The sequence below is a fragment of the Streptomyces sp. NPDC025784 genome (assembly GCF_055558435.1).
Genome location: NZ_JBVHMN010000011.1, coordinates 46,750 through 64,651 on the forward strand (window position 1 = coordinate 46,750; position 17,902 = coordinate 64,651).

General features: G+C 72.0%; 19 protein-coding genes and 1 pseudogene. 15 read left to right on the forward strand and 5 right to left on the reverse strand.

From position 1 onward, the window contains the following. Positions 1-45: 45 nt before the first annotated feature. From ACZ4IF_RS24375 to ACZ4IF_RS24400, 6 genes and pseudogenes are all read left to right on the forward strand, one after another. Entirely contained in the window at positions 46-1,053 is a 1,008-nt protein-coding gene (locus ACZ4IF_RS24375) for an ABC transporter permease (RefSeq protein WP_359501568.1), read from the forward strand. Next, positions 1,050-2,147, forward strand: coding sequence for an ABC transporter ATP-binding protein (locus tag ACZ4IF_RS24380; RefSeq protein ID WP_467566140.1), 1,098 nt, complete (start codon positions 1,050-1,052; stop codon positions 2,145-2,147). Before ACZ4IF_RS24375 ends, ACZ4IF_RS24380 begins: the two co-directional genes overlap by 4 nt. Then, a pseudogene (locus ACZ4IF_RS24385) lies at positions 2,144-3,595 on the forward strand (ABC transporter ATP-binding protein); the annotation flags it as partial. The gene ACZ4IF_RS24380 and the pseudogene ACZ4IF_RS24385, both read left to right, overlap by 4 nt. Positions 3,596-4,081: 486 nt before the next feature. Then, positions 4,082-5,473, forward strand: a complete 1,392-nt coding sequence (locus tag ACZ4IF_RS24390; RefSeq protein ID WP_467566143.1) for a M1 family metallopeptidase — start codon at positions 4,082-4,084, stop codon at positions 5,471-5,473. 66 nt (positions 5,474-5,539) lie between these two features. After that, positions 5,540-6,205, forward strand: a complete 666-nt coding sequence (locus ACZ4IF_RS24395) for a trimeric intracellular cation channel family protein (protein ID WP_028805301.1) — start codon at positions 5,540-5,542, stop codon at positions 6,203-6,205. A gap of 105 nt (positions 6,206-6,310) precedes the next feature. Then, positions 6,311-7,171 carry a thioesterase family protein gene (locus ACZ4IF_RS24400; RefSeq protein WP_095936797.1) on the forward strand — a complete coding sequence of 287 codons (861 nt, stop codon included), beginning with the start codon at positions 6,311-6,313 and terminating at the stop codon, positions 7,169-7,171. Here ACZ4IF_RS24400 and ACZ4IF_RS24405 read toward each other — a convergent pair. Beyond that, positions 7,158-7,745, reverse strand: coding sequence for a TIGR03086 family metal-binding protein (locus ACZ4IF_RS24405; protein ID WP_467566147.1), 588 nt, complete (start codon positions 7,743-7,745; stop codon positions 7,158-7,160). The two genes, ACZ4IF_RS24400 and ACZ4IF_RS24405, sit on opposite strands and share 14 nt — an antisense overlap. Before the next feature lie 105 nt (positions 7,746-7,850). Here ACZ4IF_RS24405 and ACZ4IF_RS24410 point away from each other — a divergent pair, with 105 nt between their 5' ends. Both ACZ4IF_RS24410 and ACZ4IF_RS24415 read left to right on the forward strand, forming a co-directional pair. Continuing rightward, positions 7,851-8,813: a helix-turn-helix transcriptional regulator gene (locus tag ACZ4IF_RS24410; protein WP_467566150.1), complete on the forward strand. Its 963-nt coding sequence runs from the start codon at positions 7,851-7,853 to the stop codon at positions 8,811-8,813. 138 nt (positions 8,814-8,951) lie between these two features. Beyond that, positions 8,952-9,311, forward strand: a complete 360-nt coding sequence (locus ACZ4IF_RS24415) for a hypothetical protein (protein ID WP_467566153.1) — start codon at positions 8,952-8,954, stop codon at positions 9,309-9,311. Positions 9,312-9,594: 283 nt separating this feature from the next. Here ACZ4IF_RS24415 and ACZ4IF_RS24420 read toward each other — a convergent pair whose 3' ends face one another. Further along, positions 9,595-10,221, reverse strand: coding sequence for a TetR family transcriptional regulator (locus ACZ4IF_RS24420; RefSeq protein ID WP_359501558.1), 627 nt, complete (start codon positions 10,219-10,221; stop codon positions 9,595-9,597). A 184-nt stretch (positions 10,222-10,405) separates the two neighbouring features. Here ACZ4IF_RS24420 and ACZ4IF_RS24425 point away from each other — a divergent pair, with 184 nt between their 5' ends. From ACZ4IF_RS24425 to ACZ4IF_RS24435, 3 genes are all read left to right on the forward strand, one after another. Then, entirely contained in the window at positions 10,406-10,573 is a 168-nt protein-coding gene (locus ACZ4IF_RS24425; RefSeq protein ID WP_095936801.1) for a hypothetical protein, read from the forward strand. Positions 10,574-10,653: 80 nt separating this feature from the next. Continuing rightward, the gene (locus ACZ4IF_RS24430) at positions 10,654-10,920 is read left to right on the forward strand and encodes a DUF4190 domain-containing protein (protein ID WP_095936802.1); all 267 of its coding nucleotides are present in this window, start codon (positions 10,654-10,656) and stop codon (positions 10,918-10,920) included. Between the two features lie 90 nt (positions 10,921-11,010). Next, a complete protein-coding gene (locus ACZ4IF_RS24435; protein ID WP_467566157.1) occupies positions 11,011-12,180 on the forward strand; it encodes a cysteine desulfurase family protein in 1,170 nt (389 codons plus the stop codon). A gap of 162 nt (positions 12,181-12,342) precedes the next feature. On the opposite strand, the gene ACZ4IF_RS24440 is transcribed toward ACZ4IF_RS24435, so the two are convergent. Continuing rightward, positions 12,343-13,026, reverse strand: coding sequence for an N-acetylmuramoyl-L-alanine amidase (locus ACZ4IF_RS24440; protein ID WP_359501554.1), 684 nt, complete (start codon positions 13,024-13,026; stop codon positions 12,343-12,345). A 60-nt stretch (positions 13,027-13,086) separates the two neighbouring features. Between ACZ4IF_RS24440 and mnmA the strand changes: the two genes are divergently transcribed. After that, positions 13,087-14,208, forward strand: coding sequence for a tRNA 2-thiouridine(34) synthase MnmA (gene mnmA, locus ACZ4IF_RS24445; RefSeq protein ID WP_467566161.1), 1,122 nt, complete (start codon positions 13,087-13,089; stop codon positions 14,206-14,208). A 144-nt stretch (positions 14,209-14,352) separates the two neighbouring features. Here mnmA and ACZ4IF_RS24450 read toward each other — a convergent pair whose 3' ends face one another. Then, positions 14,353-15,147, reverse strand: a complete 795-nt coding sequence (locus tag ACZ4IF_RS24450; RefSeq protein WP_467566163.1) for an alpha/beta fold hydrolase — start codon at positions 15,145-15,147, stop codon at positions 14,353-14,355. 37 nt (positions 15,148-15,184) lie between these two features. Continuing rightward, complete coding sequence (locus ACZ4IF_RS24455; RefSeq protein WP_467566165.1) at positions 15,185-15,508, reverse strand: DUF427 domain-containing protein; 324 nt, start codon at positions 15,506-15,508, stop codon at positions 15,185-15,187. Positions 15,509-15,559: 51 nt separating this feature from the next. On the opposite strand from ACZ4IF_RS24455, the gene ACZ4IF_RS24460 reads away from it, so the two are divergent. From ACZ4IF_RS24460 to ACZ4IF_RS24470, 3 genes are all read left to right on the forward strand, one after another. Next, on the forward strand, positions 15,560-16,099 hold the full coding sequence (locus ACZ4IF_RS24460) for an LOG family protein (protein WP_467566168.1): 540 nt from the start codon (positions 15,560-15,562) through the stop codon (positions 16,097-16,099). 18 nt (positions 16,100-16,117) lie between these two features. After that, positions 16,118-16,816 carry an SDR family oxidoreductase gene (locus ACZ4IF_RS24465; protein ID WP_467566170.1) on the forward strand — a complete coding sequence of 233 codons (699 nt, stop codon included), beginning with the start codon at positions 16,118-16,120 and terminating at the stop codon, positions 16,814-16,816. Positions 16,817-16,891: 75 nt separating this feature from the next. After that, a complete protein-coding gene (locus tag ACZ4IF_RS24470; protein WP_467566173.1) occupies positions 16,892-17,899 on the forward strand; it encodes a methionine synthase in 1,008 nt (335 codons plus the stop codon). Positions 17,900-17,902 lie beyond the last annotated feature (3 nt).

Consider the following 17,902-nt stretch of genomic DNA (forward strand, 5'->3'; position numbering starts at 1 on the left):
ATTGGTGTCCGCGGGCTCAGCCCGCGGGCACCAGCGCCGATCCCCGTGATCTCGTACATCCTCCGTCGGACGGCAGCGGCAGCGATCCTGCTCCTGGTCGTCTCCGCGGTCACCTTCGCCATCTTCTTCCTGCTGCCAAGACTGGCCGGCCAGACCGCCGACCAGCTCGCGCAGCAGTACATCGGGAAGAGCCCGACGAAGGCCGACATCATCGCGGTCAAGCACAACCTCGGTCTGGACCAGCCCGTCTACGTCCAGTACTGGCACTTCATCAAGGGGATCGTCAGCGGCGCCACCTATGACCTGGGTCCCACCACGGCGCACTGCGACGCGCCGTGCTTCGGGTACTCCTTCAAGACCCACCAGGCTGTCTGGCCGGACCTCACCTCGCGTCTGCCGGTGACCCTCTCGCTCGCCGCGGGTGCCGCGGTGCTGTGGCTGCTGTCCGGTGTCGCGGCGGGTGTGATCTCCGCCCTCAAGCCGCGTTCGATCTTCGACCGCACCTTCATGGGCATCGCGCTCGCCGGTGTCTCGCTGCCCATGTTCTTCACGGGCAACCTGGCACTGCTGCTCTTCACCGTCAACTGGCCGATCTTCGGCCGCACGTACGTCCCGCTCACCGAGAACCCGGCGCAGTGGGCCAACACCCTGTTCCCCGCGTGGTGTTCTCTCGCGCTCCTGTACTCCGCCATCTACGCGCGGCTCACCCGCTCGGGCATGCTGGAGACGATGAACGAGGACTTCATCCGCACGGCCCGTGCCAAGGGCCTGCGCGAGCGCAACGTGGTGGTCCGGCACGGACTGCGCGCCGCGCTCACCCCGATCATCACCGTCTTCGGCATGGACCTCGGTCTGCTGCTCGGCGGTGCCGTGATCACCGAGTCCGTGTTCTCGCTGCACGGCATCGGGCAGTACGCCGTGCAGGGCATCACTGACAACGACCTGCCGAAGATCCTCGGCGTGACTCTTCTCGCCGCGTTCTTCGTCGTCGTGGCAAATCTTCTGGTGGACATGCTCTACGCAGCCGCCGACCCGCGGGTGAGGCTCTCGTGACCGAACTTTCCAAGACCGGCGCCGCTGTCGGCGAGCCCGTCTCCTCGCCCTCGGACCCTCCCACGGCGTTCCTCGAAGTGCGCGACCTCAAGGTGCACTTCCCGACCGACGACGGTCTGGTCAAGTCCGTCGATGGGCTCAGCTTCTCGGTGGAGAAGGGCAAGACGCTCTGCGTCGTGGGCGAGTCGGGTTCCGGCAAGTCCGTCACCTCGCTGGCGATCATGGGCCTGCACCGCCTCGGCGCGCGCGGCAAGAACGTCCAGATGTCGGGCGAGATCTGGCTGGACGGCAAGGAACTGGTCAACGCCGACCCGGACGAGGTGCGCAAGCTCCGCGGCCGCGAGATGGCGATGATCTTCCAGGACCCGCTGTCGGCGATGCACCCGTACTACACGATCGGCAACCAGATCGTGGAGGCGTACCGCAACCACCACAAGGTCAGCAAGAAGGCCGCCCGCACGCGGGCGATCGAGATGCTCGACCGCGTGGGCATCCCCGAGCCGGGCAAGCGCGTCGACAGCTACCCGCACGAGTTCTCGGGCGGTATGCGCCAGCGCGCGATGATCGCGATGGCGCTCGTCAACAACCCCGAGCTGCTCATCGCGGACGAGCCGACGACCGCCCTCGACGTCACCGTCCAGGCGCAGATCCTCGACCTCATCCGCGATCTGCAGAAGGAGTTCGGCTCCGCGGTCGTCCTCATCACCCACGACCTGGGTGTGGTGGCCGAGATCGCCGACGACGTCCTCGTGATGTACGGCGGCCGGTGTGTCGAGCGCGGCACCGCCGAGCGGGTCTTCGAGCAGCCGCAGCACCCCTACACCTGGGGTCTGCTCGGTTCGATGCCCCGTATCGACCGTGAGACGTCCGAGCGGCTCATCCCCGTCAAGGGACAGCCGCCGAGCCTCATCAACGTCCCCTCGGGCTGCGCCTTCCACCCGCGTTGCCCGTACGCGGACCTGCCCAAGGGCGATGTCACCCGCACCGTGCGCCCCGACCTGCAGCTGGTTGACAGCGGCCACTACACCGCCTGCCACCTCTCGCAGGAGGAGCGCACGCGGATCTGGACCGAAGAGATTGCGCCGAAGCTGTGAGTGAGACGAAGAAGACGGACGCCGCCGACGCGGCGATCCCGCAGCAGGCGGCCGCCCCCGACGACCGCGCGAAGTCCTCGGACGACCGTGAGGTCCTGCTCCGGGTCCAGGGGCTGCAGAAGCACTTCCCCATCCGGAAGGGCGTCCTGCAGCGCCAGGTCGGCGCGGTCAAGGCCGTCGACGGCATCGACTTCGAGGTCCGCAAGGGCGAGACGCTCGGCGTCGTCGGCGAGTCCGGCTGCGGCAAGTCGACCATGGGCCGGGTCATCACCCGGCTCCAGGACCCGACCGGCGGCACCATCGAGTTCGAGGGCCAGGACATCACCCGGCTGGGTGCCTCGAAGATGCGCCCGCTGCGCCGGGACATCCAGATGATCTTCCAGGACCCGTACGGGTCGCTGAACCCCCGGCACACCATCGGCTCGATCGTCTCGGCGCCGTTCCGGCTCCAGGGCGTGGAGCCCGAGGGCGGTGTGAAGAAGGAGGTCCAGCGGCTCCTTGAGCTGGTGGGTCTGAGCCCCGAGCACTACAACCGCTACCCGCACGAGTTCTCCGGCGGTCAGCGCCAGCGCATCGGCATCGCCCGCGCGCTCGCCCTGAAGCCGAAGCTGGTCGTGGCGGACGAGCCGGTGTCCGCGCTGGACGTGTCGATCCAGGCGCAGGTCGTGAACCTGATGGACGACCTCCAGTCGGAACTCGGCCTCACGTACGTGATCATCGCGCACGACCTGTCCGTCGTCCGCCATGTCTCGGACCGCATCGCCGTGATGTACCTCGGCAAGATCGTCGAGCTCGCCGACCGCACCTCGCTGTACGAGGCGCCGATGCACCCGTACACCAAGGCCCTGATGTCGGCCGTGCCGGTGCCGGACCCCAAGCGCCGGGGCGCGAAGAGCGAGCGCATCCTGCTGCGCGGCGACGTGCCCTCGCCGATCGCCCCGCCGAGCGGCTGCCGTTTCCACACCCGGTGCTGGAAGGCCACGGAGGTCTGCAGGACGACCGAGCCGGTGCTCGTGGAGCTGAGGCCCGGTCAGCGGGTCGCCTGCCACCACCCGGAGAACGCCGAGGACCAGGCGCCGCAGGACACGGTGCTGCTGTCGGTGGCGAAGGAGGCGGTGGAGCTGGTCGTTCCGGCCGCCGCCGAGACGCCGGCCGAGAGCGGCGAGGGTTCTGCCGAGGCCACGGCCGAGGCCGCCGCGGAGGAGAGCGCCGCCGCCGAGGAGACCGCCACCGCCGCCGCGGAGAAGGCTCCCGCCGAGGCGGAGGCCGACGCCGAGACTGAGGCTTCCGCCGACGCCGACGCCGACGCCGATTCCGGGGAAGCCGAGGCTTCTGCCGAGGCGGAGACGGTGGCCGAGGCCGCCGGCGACGAGGCCGCGGAGGCTTCCGCCGACGCCGACGCCGACGCCGACGCCGACGCCGACGCCGACGCCGACGCCAACGCCGAGGCCGACGCCAACGCCGAGGCCGACGCCAACGCCGAGGCCGACGCCGACGCCGACGCCGATTCCGGGGAAGCCGAGGCTTCTGCCGAGGCGGAGACGGTGGCCGAGGCCGCCGGCGACGAGGCCGCGGAGGCTTCCGCCGACGCCGACGCCGACGCCGACGCCGACGCCGACGCCGACGCCGACGCCAACGCCGAGGCCGACGCCAACGCCGAGGCCGACGCCAACGCCGAGGCCGACGCCGAGGCCGAGGCCGCGTCCGAGGCCGACGCGGAGGAGGCCCCGGCCGAGTCCTCCGACGCCGGGTCGGAGACCGACGCCGGGTCGGAGACCGACGCCGAGGCGAAGCCCGAGGCCGCGGAATCCGATCGTCAGGAGTCAACCGGCAAGTAGGCCGTGACGACTTGGCAAAGTCATGAACATGCCTGAACGGGAGAGTGCAGAGTCTCGCGTGTCCGTCAGTTCGGAACACGTTCGAAAGGGACGCTCATGGCACTCTCCCGTTCGGCACGTTTAGGGGCCCTCGCCACCGCGGCGGCCTCCTTCCTCGTCATCGCCGCCTCCTCCGCCCCGACCCCGGGCGCCGACGGCATCGGTGACCCCTACTTCCCGCAACTGGGCAACGGCGGCTTCGACGCCCGCCACTACGACCTCGACGTGGCCTACAACCCGGACACCGACCGCCTCGACGGCCGGACGACCATCACCGCCCGCGCCACCCAGAGCCTGTCCGCCTTCGATCTGGACCTCCAGAAGCTGGACGTCACGAAGGTCGAGGTGAACGGCAGACGCGCCGACTTCACGCGAGCGGGCGACGAGATCCACATCACCCCGCGCGGCACTCTGCCCAAGGGCAGGACCTTCACGGTGACCGTCACCTACGGAGGCGTCCCCGAAGCCCTCAACGGCCCCATCGTCTTCGGCTCCGACTACGGGTGGATGAAGACCACCGACGGCGTCTTCGTCGCCTGCGAACCCAACGCCGCCTCCACCTGGTTCCCGTCCAGCGACCACCCGTCCGACAAGGCGACGTACGACATCAGGATCAAGGCCCCGAAGGGTCTGACCGGTGTCTCCAACGGCCGCCTCGTCTCGACGTACGACAAGGGCGGCCAGACCGTCGCGCACTGGCGGGAGAGCCGGCCCATGGCCACGTATCTCGCGACCGCGACCATCGGCAAGTTCGACGTGAAGACCGGGAAGACCCCGGCCGGGACACCCGTCTACGTCGCCATCGACCCGGTGCTCGCGAACAGCAACAGCGTCGATGTGTACGGCGTCACGGCCGAGGCCACCGACTACTGGTCGCAGGTCTTCGGCCCCTACCCCTTCGAGGAGACCGGCGCCATCGTCGACGACATGCCGCAGGCCGGGTTCTCCCTGGAGGTCCAGTCCAAGCCCGCGTACTCCGCCGTGCGTTCCGAGTCGACCATCGTCCACGAGCTGGCCCATCAGTGGTTCGGCGACTCGGTCTCGGTGGAGCGCTGGAAGGACATCTGGCTCAACGAGGGCTTCGCCACCTACGCCCAGTGGCTGTGGTCCGAGCACAAGGGCATCCGCTCGGCGCACGACTCGTTCCTCGCCGGGTACAACGCGCGGCCGGCGGACTCCTCCTTCTGGCAGATCACGGTCGCCGACCCGCAGCGCGACACGATGTTCGCCTCGGCGGTCTACCAGCGTGGTGCGATGACGCTCCAGATGCTGCGCGAGCGCATCGGCGACCAGGCGTTCTTCAAGCTGCTGCCCGCCTGGACGAAGCTGCACCGCTACGGCAACGCGAACACCGCCGACTTCGTCCGGCTCGCCGAGAAGATCTCGGGACAGCAGCTCGACGATCTCTTCCAGACGTGGATCTACACGACGGGCAAGCCGGTGGTGTAGGCCGTATCACCTGTCTCGGGCCTTGCTTTGTAAGGTTCAGGCCCGTCGGCAGGTGAGAATGTTCGGGTGCTTCAGGAACTGTTCAGCCCCTCCGTCCAGCATGTGCTCGACCTCGTGGGGATCTTCGTCTTCGCGATCTCCGGCGCGCTGCTGGCCGTCCGCAAGAACTTCGACGTCTTCGGCATCGCCGTGCTCGCCGAGGTCACCGCGCTGGGTGGAGGGCTGTTCCGGGACCTGATGATCGGCGCCGTGCCGCCGGCCGCGTTCACCGACCTCGGCTACTTCAGCACTCCGCTGCTCGCCGCCCTGCTGGTCTTCTTCCTCCACCCCCATGTCGAGCGGATCCAGGTCGGCGTCAACGTCTTCGACGCGGCCGGTCTCGGCCTGTTCTGCGTCGCGGGCACCACGAAGGCCTACGAGTACGGGCTCGGTCTTCCGCAGTCCGCCGCGCTCGGCCTGGCCACCGCGGTCGGCGGCGGTGTGCTGCGCGACGTGCTCGCCAACGAGGTGCCCTCGCTGCTGCGCTGGGACCGCGACCTGTACGCGGTGCCCGCGATGGTCGGCGCCACGATGGTCGTGCTGTGCATCTACTACGACGTGCTGACCCCGTTCACCAGCGGCCTCGCGGTCGTCACGGCCTTCGTCCTGCGACTGCTGGCGATGCGGTACCACTGGCGGGCCCCGCGCGCTTGGAACCGTCGTTCGACGGTGACGGAGGAGGAGACCCCGTAGGACGGGGGCGGCTCCGGTCGGTCCGAGGCCGGCCGAGGTGACGATGTCGCACGAGCGCAACATGAAAAGCTACCGCTTAGTAATTTCCTGTTGTACTGTTCACGCATGGCAGAAGCAGCTTCGGTACAGGCCGTACGGGCCACGATCGGCGACAGCGAGTTCGACCGCGACACGGCGGTCACCCTGCGCGAGCCCGGCGTCTACGACATCGACCTCTCCGCCGGATGGACGATCATCAACGCCGTCAACGGCGGCTACCTGCTCGCCGTCCTGGGCCGCGCGCTCGCGGACGCCCTGCCGCACGCCGACCCGTTCACCATCTCCGCGCACTACCTGACCGCGTCCCAGCCGGGACCGGCGGTGGTCCGCACGGACGTCGTCCGCACCGGCCGGACCCTGTCGACCGGCCAGGCCTCCCTCTTCCAGTACGACGACGAGGGCCGCGAGGTCGAGCGCATCCGCGTACTCGCCTCGTACGGCGACCTCGACGCCCTGCCCGACGACGTCCGTACGACCGCGCGGCCGCCCGCGATCCCGCCGATGGACCAGTGCTTCGGCCCGCAGGACGCCCCCGCACCGGTCCCCGGCAGCTCCGCGATCACCGACCGGCTGTTCCTCAAGCTCGATCCCTCGACCCTGGGCTGGGCGCTCGGCGCGCCGTCCGGGAAGGGCGAGATGCGTGCCTGGTTCGGCCTCGCCGACGGCCGCGACGCCGACCCGCTCTCGCTGCTCCTCGCGGTCGACGCGCTGCCGCCGACGGCCTTCGAGATCGGCCTCTCCGGCTGGGTGCCCACGGTCGAGCTGACCGTGCACGTGCGCTCCCGCCCCGCGCCCGGCCCGCTGCGCGTCTCGATCACCACCCGCAACCTGGCCGGCGGCTTCCTGGAGGAGGACGCGGAGGTCTGGGACAGCGAGGACCGGCTGGTCGCGCAGTCCCGGCAGCTCGCCCGGGTCAGGCTCGGCTGAGCGGCGACCGCCCCAGCCAGGCCGCCAGCCGCTCGTAGGCGTCGGCCCCCTCGGGGGCCGGCACCGCCGAGCCGAACGGCAGCTCCGGATCCTCCCGCCGCGCGTCGGGCAGCACCTGCCGGGCGACCGCGAGCGCGAACTCGGCGAGTTCCGGGTCGAGTGCGAGCGGCCGTCCGAGTGCGTCGGAGAGGTCCCAGGTGTGGGTGACCGCCTCCATGACGTAGCCGGACAGCGCCTGGCGTCCGGGCGCCTCTCCCCACGGGACCCGGACGAGGGCGTCCAGCCGCGCGTCGTCCGCCCACGCCTCGTCGACCTGGGCCCTGGCCCCGTCGTACGCGGCGCTCCAGGCCTCGTCCGGCACCCCGTCGGCGAACGGCCGGACGGCCAGCCCGTCGCCGCCCGCCCCGATCACCGCGATACGACGGGTGCCGCCGACGATGTGCGACAGCAGCGTGCGCACGTCGAACTCGGCGCACGGGGTGGGGCCCGCGAGCTGCTCCGGCCGCACCGTCCCGACCAGGGCGGCGATCTGCTCGGCGGTGCGGGTGTACAGGGGGCGGGGATCGACGTTCATCGCTGACCTCTTCCGTGTCTCGGTGTGCCCGCAGCCTCGCCGCATAACCTGACAGTTTCCGTCAACATTTGCGACGGGCTTCCGGCGGGCGCGATCCTGGGGCCCGTGAAGTCCGACCGCCTGCTCTCGATCCTCCTGCTGCTGCAGACCCGCGGCCGCGTTCCGGCGCACGAGCTCGCCGACCGGCTGGAGGTGTCGGTCCGCACCGTCTACCGCGATGTCGAGGCGCTGTCGGCCTCCGGCGTCCCGGTCTACGCCGAGCGCGGCCGGCACGGCGGCATCGAACTGCTCGCCGGATTCCGCACGGACGTCACGGGCCTGACCGCCGACGAGTCCCGCGCGCTGTTCATCCTCGCCGCGCAGGGCGCGCATGCCGCGCTCGGCCTGGACGCGGCGCTCGGCTCCGCGCTGCGCAAGGTGATGGCCGCGCTGCCCGCACCGCACCGGCCCGCCGCCGAGGTGACCAGCCGGCGCGTCCTGGTCGACGCGACCCGCTGGAAGGGCGGACCGCAACCGGCCGTGGACCTGGACGTATTGCAGGACGCCGTCTTCTCCGACCGGCGGCTGCGGCTGCGGTACCGGCACAGCGGGGACCCCGAGGCGCACACGTACACCGTCGACCCGTACGGACTCGTGTCCAAGGCCGGTGTCTGGTACCTGGTCGCCGACCGGCGCGCGAAGCCGCGATTGTTCCGGGCCGACCGGGTGCGCGCGGCGACCGTTCTGCCCGATCCGGTGCGCCGTCGGCCGGGAGTCGAACTCGCCGACGCCTGGGAGGTGTTGCGCCGCCAGGTGGAGGAGCGTCCGGGCGGTGTCGACGTCACGGTCCGGGTACGGCGCTCCCGCCTCGATCTGTTCCTGCGCCTGAACGCGGCCACGCTCGCGGAACTGCCCGAGGACGACGGGACGGGCGACTGGGTGGTGGCCCGGCTGTCCTGCGGTGCGGTCCGCGAGGCCCGCACCCTGCTGGCCTTCGGGGACGCGGTGGAGGTCCTCTCGCCGCCCGAGGTCCGTGCGGAGCTCGCCGCGACGGCCGCCGCCGTCCGCGCGGTGTACGAGGGGGATTGAGGATCGACGCCGGGGCCGCCCGTCCACAGCAACACACAGCCCCGGCACAGCGCGGGCCTACCTGGATCTGGTGCTCTTGGCCCCCGCTCATCCGGTTCTCATCGACCGGTCCCCTTGACCTGCTTGGGAGTTGCCCTCATGAACCGTCGCGCACGACACGGTGCCCTCGTCCCCGCTGTCGCCCTGCTGGTGCTCTCACCGCTGCTGGCCGCCTGCGGCTCCGGCGACTCCTCGTCGTCCTCGGACGGCGGCGACTCCGGCGGGCAGAGCTGCCGGCGGCCGTCCGGCATGCCGAGCGGGGGTCCGTCCGGACGGCCCGGCGGCGCGCCGTCCGCAATGCCCACGCCGTCCGGGACGCCGTCGGCCATGCCCACCGGCAAGGCGCCGTCCGGTGCTCCCTCCGGGATGCCGAGCGGGATGCCCGGTGGCGGCGCGGGCGGCGGGCGGGGCGGCTGCGGCGGCCCCGGAGGCGGTCAGGGACAGCAGGCGCAGGGCTGACCCCGGCCGCCGCGACCTGGGTGGCCCGCTCCGAAGGGGGGCGTGACCCGGGGCGCGCACTGGGCCGTCGTACGGCGGGGGCGGCGAACCTGGTGAACGGGTGTGCCGCCCCCGTACGTCGCCCCGGGTCGCGGTGGCGTCTCGCGTCACCCCGGCCGGCGCCGGCCTCCCGCCTCGCCCCGGCCGGTGATGGCCTCCCGCCTCGCCCCGGCCGGTGCCGGCCTGCGGCCTCGCCCCGGCGGGTGGTGGCCGGCCTCGCCCCAGCCGGTGATGGCCTCTCGCGTCACCCCAGCCAGTGGTGGCGGCCGATGCTGATCAGCCGCATCTGCCGGCTCGCCGTGCGGGCCACGCGCTCCCGCTCGGCCTCGGGCGCCTCCAGCGCCTCCAGGAAGGCCGACGCCGCCATCAGCATATGGTCGACGTACAGGCCCGCGAGCATCAGCAGGTCCTCGTCGTTCCACCCCTTCGACTCGGGGTGTTCGGCCAGCGCGACCTTCACCTCCTGGGCGAACCGGGCCAGTTGCTCCCGGATCGCGTCCCGCACCGGCTGGACGCCGCCGTGCCGCTCCCGAGCGATGAAGCGGACGTGCGCCGGATACCGCTCGACGTGACGGGCGATCAGATCGACGGCCCGCGTGATGCGTTCGTCACTGTCGCCGGCCGCGGAGACGGTGTCCTCGATCATCGGGTGCAGACTGCCCAGCGCCTCCTCGACGAGCGCCACCCCGAGATCCGCCGTCGAGCGGAAGTGCCGGTAGAAGGCGGTCGGGGCGACGCCGACCGCGCGGGTGACCTCCCGCAGGCCCAGGCTGCTCAGGCTCTGCTCCTCCAGGAGGCCCAACGCCGCGTCGAGGAGCGCCTGTCGGGTCTTCTGCTTCTGGGCCTGGCGGATGCCGAGAGTGTGACTCATGCCATGCAGTTAACAACTGTTCTCCGTAATTGGAAAGCCGGGAGACGCGCTAGACTTCAGAGTCAGTGAACAACTGTTACTACAACCGTTCACTGAGTCGTCAAGTCCCGGAAACATTCGGGCCTCATCGTCGAGGCCCGGTACCTCCGGGACGGGACTTCGAGACTTCCACGAGAGGCATCTCATGTTGTTCCTCGTCGCCGCCCTCCTGCTGCTGGGTGTCGTCATGGGTTCCGTGGCCCACGCGCCGCTGCCCGTCACCCTCGTCGCCGCCGCCGTCATCGGCGTCTGGCTGGCCGTCTTCGCGGTCCGCGAGCGCCACGCCCGACGCCGGCACACCTCCGCCAACTGACCGTCGGTGCCACATCACCCGCGCCGACCGGCCGTTGGTGACCACCTCGACCAACCGATCGTTGGGAGCTGAACCACCTCATGGAACTCACCGCTCAGGCCACCCGCAGGAGCGCCGCCCGGGACGCCGACGGCATGGCCGTCGCCTCCTTCATCCTCGGCCTCCTCGGCCTGCTGGTCCTCAACGTCTTCCTGGGCCCGATCGCCATCGCCCTGGCCTCCGTCGCCCTGTGGCGCGGCACGGCCCGCCGCGGACGCGCCTTCCTCGGCCTCGGTCTCGGCGTCGCCGACCTGCTGGTCCTCGTGGCGTTCATGCAGTTCGACTCGACGGTGTCCTGGAACTTCTAGGCCCCGCCGACCCCCGGCTGCCGGCCCGCCCGGCGCCCACCCCGGTGGGGGCCGAGCCGCGTACGGCGGGCCCGTAGAATCGGGCCCACCATGGCTTACCTCGACCACGCCGCGACCACCCCGATGCTCCCCGAGGCGGTAGAGGCACTGACCGCCCAGCTGAGCGTCACGGGCAACGCCTCCTCCCTCCACGCCGCCGGCCGCCGCGCCAGGCGCACCGTCGAGGAAGCCCGCGAGACCCTGGCGGAATCCCTCGGCGCCCGCCCCAGCGAGGTGGTCTTCACCTCCGGCGGCACCGAGGCCGACAACCTCGCCGTGAAGGGTCTGTACTGGGCCCGCAGAGACGCCGACCCGGCCCGCACCCGGGTCCTGGCGAGCCCCGTCGAGCACCACGCCGTCCTCGACGCGGTGCACTGGCTCGGCGAGCACGAGGGCGCCACCGTCGAGTACCTGCCCGTCGACTCCCACGGCCGCGTCCACCCGCAGGCGCTGCGCGAGGCACTCGCCCGCAATCCCGACGACGTCGCGCTCGCCACCGTCATGTGGGCGAACAACGAGATCGGCACCGTGATGCCGGTGCGCGAACTGGCCGACGTGGCCGCCGAGTTCGGTGTCCCGCTGCACGCCGACGCCGTCCAGGCCTTCGGCCAGGTCCCCGTCGACTTCGGCACTTCCGGGCTGGCCGCCATGACCGTCTCCGGCCACAAGATCGGCGGACCGTACGGAATCGGCGCGCTGCTCCTCGGCCGTGAGTACAGCCCCGTGCCGGTGCTGCACGGCGGCGGCCAGGAGCGGCACGTCCGCTCCGGCACCCTCGACGTGCCCGCGATCGCGTCCTTCGCCGTCGCCGGACGGCTGGCCGCCGAGCAGCGCGAGTGGTTCGCCCGAGAGATCGGAGCCCTGCGCGACCAACTGGTCGAGGTCGTGCGCACGGCGGTGCCCGACGCGATCCTCGGCGGCGACCCGGCGGCCGGCGGACGTCTGCCGGCCAACGCGCACTTCACCTTCCCCGGCTGCGAGGGCGACTCGCTCCTGCTCCTGCTGGACGCGCAGGGCATCGAGTGCTCCACGGGCTCCGCCTGCACCGCGGGCGTCGCCCAGCCCAGCCACGTCCTCCTCGCCACCGGAACCGACCCCGACCTCGCCCGGGGCACCCTGCGCTTCTCCCTCGGCCACACCTCCACCGAGGCGGACGTCGAGGCGGTGTCGAAGGCGATCGGTCCGGCGGTGGAACGCGCGCGTACGGCGGGTCTCACCTAAGGGGCTTCGTTCGGATTCCCTTGGCCCGGCCACGACCGACTCCGGCCCCGCCGCCTCGGCCGGGACCCGCAGCGGCCGCTACCGGCCCCGGCGGCAGCCCCGCCCCGGCGGCGATCCCGTGCCGGCGGCGATCCCGCGCCGGTCCGCGCGGCCGAGGCGGGGTCACGCCTTGGCCGTACGCGCCTGCCGTACGAGCCGTATGTACCGGTCCCAGTCCCAGTGCGGCCCGGGATCGGTGTGGTCCGTGCCCGGCACCTCCACGTGCCCGATGATGTGCTTCCGGTCGACGGGGATGTCATAGCGCCCGCATATCCCGGCCGTGAGCCGCGCGGAGGCGGCGTACATCGCGTCCGTGAACGAGGAGGCGCGCTCGACGAAGCCCTCGTGCTCGATGCCGACGCTCCGTTCGTTGTACTCGCGGTTGCCCGCGTGGAACGCCACGTCCAGCTCGCGGATCATCTGGGTGATGTGCCCGTCCCTGCGGACGACATAGTGCGCCGCCGCGCCGTGCCCCGGGTCCTGGAAGACCTTCACCGCGCTCCGGAAGCTGCCCTGGGTGACATGGACGACGACCCGGTCTATCGCGTAGTCGGCGGGCCGGTCCGCGCGCCGCCAGTTCGCCGGGGACGCCGCCACCCACTGGGCGCCCCGGAAGTCCACCGCCCCCGCCACCCGCGGTTTGTCCACGCCGGGCAGCCGCCACCACAGGTGCCCGAGCTCCTCCCGGGCCAGCGCCGCCGTGCCCAGGGCGGCCGCCGCACCGCCGACGAGAAGCGCCCGGCGCCCGACGCGACGGTCCGCGTCCCCGGCCCCGCGGCCCCGTGGCTTCGCCTTTTTCTCCCCCATGCGATCTTCAACGCATATGCGGGAGCTCCGGTTCCCGCGGCCCCGTACCCTGGAGGGGTTATGACTGACACCTCGCAGCGCCCCCTCCGCGTACTCGCCGCCATGTCGGGCGGTGTGGACTCCGCCGTCGCCGCCGCCCGCGCGGCGGAAGCCGGCCACGACGTGACCGGCGTGCACCTCGCCCTGTCGGCGAACCCCCAGTCGTTCCGCACGGGCGCGCGTGGCTGTTGCACGATCGAGGACTCGCGCGACGCCCGCCGCGCCGCCGACGTCATCGGCATCCCGTTCTACGTGTGGGACCTCGCCGAGCGCTTCCGCGAGGACGTCGTCGAGGACTTCATCGCCGAGTACGAGGCCGGGCGCACCCCGAACCCCTGCCTGCGCTGCAACGAGAAGATCAAGTTCGCCGCCCTGCTCGACAAGGCGCTCGCCCTCGGCTTCGACGCGGTCTGCACGGGCCACTACGCGAAGGTGTTCGTGAACGAGGACGGCACGCGCGAGCTGCACCGTGCCTCCGACATGGCCAAGGACCAGTCGTACGTCCTCGGCGTCCTCGACGACCGCCAGCTCGCCCACGCGCTGTTCCCGCTCGGCGACACGGTCACCACGAAGGACGAGATCCGCGCGGAGGCCGAGCGCCGGGGCCTCGCCGTCGCCAAGAAGCCCGACTCGCACGACATCTGCTTCATCGCCGACGGCGACACCCAGGGCTTCCTGGCGGACCGGCTCGGCCGGGCCGAGGGCGACATCGTCGACGAGGCCGGCGCGAAGCTGGGCACCCACGAGGGCGCGTACGGCTTCACCATCGGCCAGCGCAAGGGACTGCGCATCGGCACCCCCGCCGCCGACGGCAAGCCGCGCTACGTGCTGGACATCTCGCCGGTGAACAACACGGTGACGGTCGGCCCGGCGGACTCCCTCGACGTGAGCGCCCTGACGGCGATCAAACCGCGCTGGTGCGGCGCCGCTCCGGCCGGCCCGGGCACGTACACGGCGCAGCTGCGCGCGCACGGCGGCGAGACCGACGTGACGGCGGAACTCGTGGACGGCGAACTGCGCGTCGCCTTCACCGAGCCGGTCCGCGGTGTGGCCCCCGGCCAGGCGGTCGTCCTGTACGACGGCACGCGCGTGGTGGGGTCGGCGACGATCGCGACGACCACGCGGGCGACGGCTTCGGTCTAGAGCGCGACGGCCTCGGTCCAGGGGGCCGACGGGCGCGGCACGCCGGCCTGCACGGAGCGGCCCGGCCGGTGCCTCGCCCGCCGGGAGCCGGCAGCGCCCGCCCGGCCGGGCCCACGGAACGCTGATCCCCGCGGCCGCGCTGCCTCAGCCGGCCTTTGCCGTGCCGTCGAAGAAGTCCGCCAGCACCGGGGCGAGGACCTGCGGGTCCACCATGTGGGTCTGGCCGTCCAGCACCCGGTACGTCCCTTCCGGCGCCGCGTCCGCGACGGCGCGCGCCGCCTCGCGCATCCACTCGGGACTCGCGCCGCCCGCCACCGACAGCAGTGGGACGCCGATGGCGCCCAGCCGCTCCGTGGGCACCGGGCCGTCGCCCAGCGCGGCGTCGTCGTACGCCAGGGTGGGGGCGATGGCCTCCATGTCCGGCCAGGCGGGGGAGCGGCGGGCGCCCGCGATCATCTCCGGGGGCATGCCGGTGAGCGACAGGAACAGCTCCACGGCGTCGCCGCGCCGGTCCTCGGCGAGCAGCCCGGTCAGCCGCTCGGTGTAGTCCCGCCGCTCCGCACGACCCTCGTCATGGACGGCGAACGGTGTTTCGTAGACGGCGACCGCGGTGAGGGGCAGCCCGCTCGCCGCCGCCTCCAGGGCGAGCGCGCCGCCCGAGGAGACGCCGAAGAGCGCGGCGCCGCCGCCGTACGCCTCGATCAGCGCGGCGATGTCCTCGACCTCGCGGGCGACCGCGAACGGCGCGGTGTCGCCGCTGCCGCCGCGCCCCCGGCGGTCGTAGACGACCGCTCCGAAGCGGTCGGACAGGGCCTCGGCGAGCGGCGCCAGCGTGGCACCCGTACACATGGCTCCGGCGACCAGGATGATCGCCGGGCCGTCACCGAGGCGTTCGTGGGCGATGGGGGTCCCGTCGCGCGAGACGGTCTTCTTGTCCATACCGTAGAGACTGCCGGGCGGACCGGAACTCATCGGGTCACGACACCTCCACCTCGTAGAAGCAGAGGTGGTCCTTGATCTGGGCCACGTCGGGCTTCGGCTCGGGATAGGACCAGACGAGGTCCGTCGCGTCCGGCAGCGACCAGTACGAGGCCGTGCCCTTGAACGGACAGTGGGTGTGCGTGTCGGAGGGGGTCAGCAGGTCGAGGCGCACGTCCTCGGCCGGGATGTAGTACCGCGCGGGACTGCCGGTCTCGCGCAGCACGAGGGAGCGGTCGCTCTCCGCCAGGACCTGGTCACCGCGCACCACGCGCACGTGCCGGTCGCTCTGCTCGATGGTGATCGTGTGTCCTTCAGCCATACCGGTGGAAGCGCTCGCGGAGCCCGTGTTCTTCCCGCGTACGGTGAACCCATGAACATCTGCGTCTTCCTCTCCGCCGCCGACCTCGACGACCGCTACACCCGCCCCGCCCGCGAGTTCGCCGAACTCCTCGGAAAGGGCGGCCACACGCTGGTGTGGGGCGGCTCCGACGTCGGTCTCATGAAGGTCGTCGCCGACGGTGTGCAGGAGGCGGGCGGACGGCTGCTGGGCGTCTCGGTGGACTTCCTGGCCGCGAAGGCCCGGGTGGACGCGGACGAGATGGTCGTCGCCCGTGACCTCGCCGAGCGCAAGGCGCTGCTCCTGGAGAAGGCCGACGCCGTGGTGATCATGGTCGGCGGCACGGGGACCCTCGACGAGGCCACCGAGATCCTGGAGCTGAAGAAGCACGGCAGGACGGACAAGCCCGTGGTCCTGCTGAACACCGCGGGCTTCTACGACGGCCTCAAGGCGCAGTTCCGGCGCATGGAGGCCGAGGGCTTCCTGCCCCGCCCGCTGAACGAGCTGGTGTTCTTCGCGGAGGAACCGGTCGGCGCGCTGGCGTACCTGGAGGAGAGCCGGGGCGTCCGGTGACCATCGGGTGATGCGAGCATGGCGGTCATGGCTACACATGTGATCACCGGGGCGGGCTCCGGCATCGGCGCGGCCGTCGCCCGCCGCCTCCACGCGCGCGGGGACGAACTCGTGCTGCACGCGCGCGACGCCGGCCGCGCGAAGGAACTCGCGGCCGAGTTCCCCGGGGCCCGGACCCTGGTCGGCGACCTGGCGGACCCGGACAAGCTCTCCTGGGCGTTCTCGCACCAGACCCTGCCGGACCGCGTCGACTCGCTCCTGCACATCGCGGGCGTGGTCGACCTGGGCCCGGTGGGCGAACTCACCACGAAGTCCTGGCGCCACCAGCTGAACGTCAATCTGATCGCCCCCGCCGAACTGACCCGGCACTTCCTGCCGCAACTCCGCGTCGCCCAGGGCCACGTGGTGTTCGTCAACTCCGGCGCCGGTCTCAACGCGCACGCCGACTGGTCCGCGTACGCCGCGTCCAAGCACGGTCTGAAGGCCCTGGCGGACTCCCTGCGCCACGAGGAGCACGCGAACGGCGTCCGGGTCACCTCCGTGTACCCGGGCCGCACCGCGAGCCCCATGCAGGCCAAGGTCCACCAGCAGGAGGGCAAGGAGTACGAGGCCGCGAGGTGGATCGACCCCGAGTCCGTCGCGACCACGATCGTGATGGCCCTCGACCTGCCGAAGGACGCGGAGGTCAACGACCTGACGGTGCGTCCGGGACGCTGACGTTCCGCGCGGACGGTCCTTCGGTGCCGGCACCTTCGTCGGCCTCGCCCCGGGAGCGTTACGTACGCTTCCGGGGTGAGTGAAAACAGCGAGTTCAGGTTCGGCGGCGCCACCGGGGTCGGGTCCATGCCGGGCGGTGACGCCCGGGAGGCCGCGAAGACCGTCACCGGGTCCTTCGAGGACTTCCCGTTCCTTCCGGAGCTGCCCGGGCGGGGGCCCGGCGCCGACATGATCGGGCGGACCGCGGGGATGCTGGTCGAGCTGTACGCGCGCGTGGAGCCGAGCGGCTGGCGGATCGGGGACCGGCCCGGACGGGACACCAAGCGGGCCAGGTCCTGGCTCGGCGAGGACCTCGACGCCCTGGAGGAGTTCACCCAGGGTTACGAGGGCCCGCTCAAGGTGCAGGCCGTCGGCCCCTGGACCCTCGCCGCCGCCCTCGAGTTGAGGAACGGCGAGGCGGCGCTCTCCGACGCGGGCGCGTGCCGTGACCTCGCCGGGTCGCTCGCCGAGGGCCTGCGGCTCCATCTCGACGAGGTGCGGCGGCGCATCCCCGGCGCCCGGCTCGTCCTCCAGCTCGACGAGCCGTCACTCGTCGCCGTGCTGCGCGGGCAGGTCAGGACGGCCAGCGGCTACCGCACCCACCGTGCCGTGGACCGGCAGGTCGTCGAGGCCACGCTCCGGGACGTCGTCGGGGTTCACGGCGACGGGCCCGTCGTGGTCCACTCGTGCGCACCGGACGTGCCCTTCGCGCTGCTGCGCCGGGCGGGCGCGGCGGCTGTCTCCTTCGACTTCTCGCTCCTCACCGAGCGTGACGACGAGGCGATCGGCGAGGCGGTGGAAGGGGGCACGCGGCTCTTCGCCGGTGTCGTGCCGAGCGTGGATGCCCCGTTGTCGGACCCTGCCGGTAGCGTCATGGGTGTCAGGACGCTGTGGCGCAGGCTGGGGCTGCGACCGGGACTTCTCGCGGAATCGGTCACGGTCACCCCGACGTGCGGGCTCGCGGGGGCTTCCCCCGACTTCGCGCGCAAGGCGCTCGCCCACTGCGTCCGGGCGGCGAGATCCCTCGCGGACAACCCTGAGTAACGG

Bases quoted from the DNA above. Each gene is read 5' to 3' on its own strand.
- ACZ4IF_RS24405 (WP_467566147.1), bottom strand. From the start codon at position 7,745: ATGAACGTCGATCCCCGCCCCCTGTACACCCGCACCGCCGAGCAGATC.
- ACZ4IF_RS24390 (WP_467566143.1), top strand. From the start codon at position 4,082: ATGGCACTCTCCCGTTCGGCACGTTTAGGGGCCCTCGCCACCGCGGCG.
- ACZ4IF_RS24400 (WP_095936797.1), top strand. From the start codon at position 6,311: ATGGCAGAAGCAGCTTCGGTACAGGCCGTACGGGCCACGATCGGCGAC.
- ACZ4IF_RS24435 (WP_467566157.1), top strand. From the start codon at position 11,011: ATGGCTTACCTCGACCACGCCGCGACCACCCCGATGCTCCCCGAGGCG.
- ACZ4IF_RS24455 (WP_467566165.1), bottom strand. From the start codon at position 15,508: ATGGCTGAAGGACACACGATCACCATCGAGCAGAGCGACCGGCACGTG.
- ACZ4IF_RS24465 (WP_467566170.1), top strand. From the start codon at position 16,118: ATGGCGGTCATGGCTACACATGTGATCACCGGGGCGGGCTCCGGCATC.
- ACZ4IF_RS24420 (WP_359501558.1), bottom strand. From the start codon at position 10,221: ATGAGTCACACTCTCGGCATCCGCCAGGCCCAGAAGCAGAAGACCCGA.
- ACZ4IF_RS24415 (WP_467566153.1), top strand. From the start codon at position 8,952: ATGAACCGTCGCGCACGACACGGTGCCCTCGTCCCCGCTGTCGCCCTG.
- ACZ4IF_RS24450 (WP_467566163.1), bottom strand. From the start codon at position 15,147: ATGGACAAGAAGACCGTCTCGCGCGACGGGACCCCCATCGCCCACGAA.
- ACZ4IF_RS24425 (WP_095936801.1), top strand. From the start codon at position 10,406: ATGTTGTTCCTCGTCGCCGCCCTCCTGCTGCTGGGTGTCGTCATGGGT.
- mnmA (WP_467566161.1), top strand. From the start codon at position 13,087: ATGACTGACACCTCGCAGCGCCCCCTCCGCGTACTCGCCGCCATGTCG.
- ACZ4IF_RS24440 (WP_359501554.1), bottom strand. From the start codon at position 13,026: ATGGGGGAGAAAAAGGCGAAGCCACGGGGCCGCGGGGCCGGGGACGCG.
- ACZ4IF_RS24460 (WP_467566168.1), top strand. From the start codon at position 15,560: ATGAACATCTGCGTCTTCCTCTCCGCCGCCGACCTCGACGACCGCTAC.
- ACZ4IF_RS24430 (WP_095936802.1), top strand. From the start codon at position 10,654: ATGGAACTCACCGCTCAGGCCACCCGCAGGAGCGCCGCCCGGGACGCC.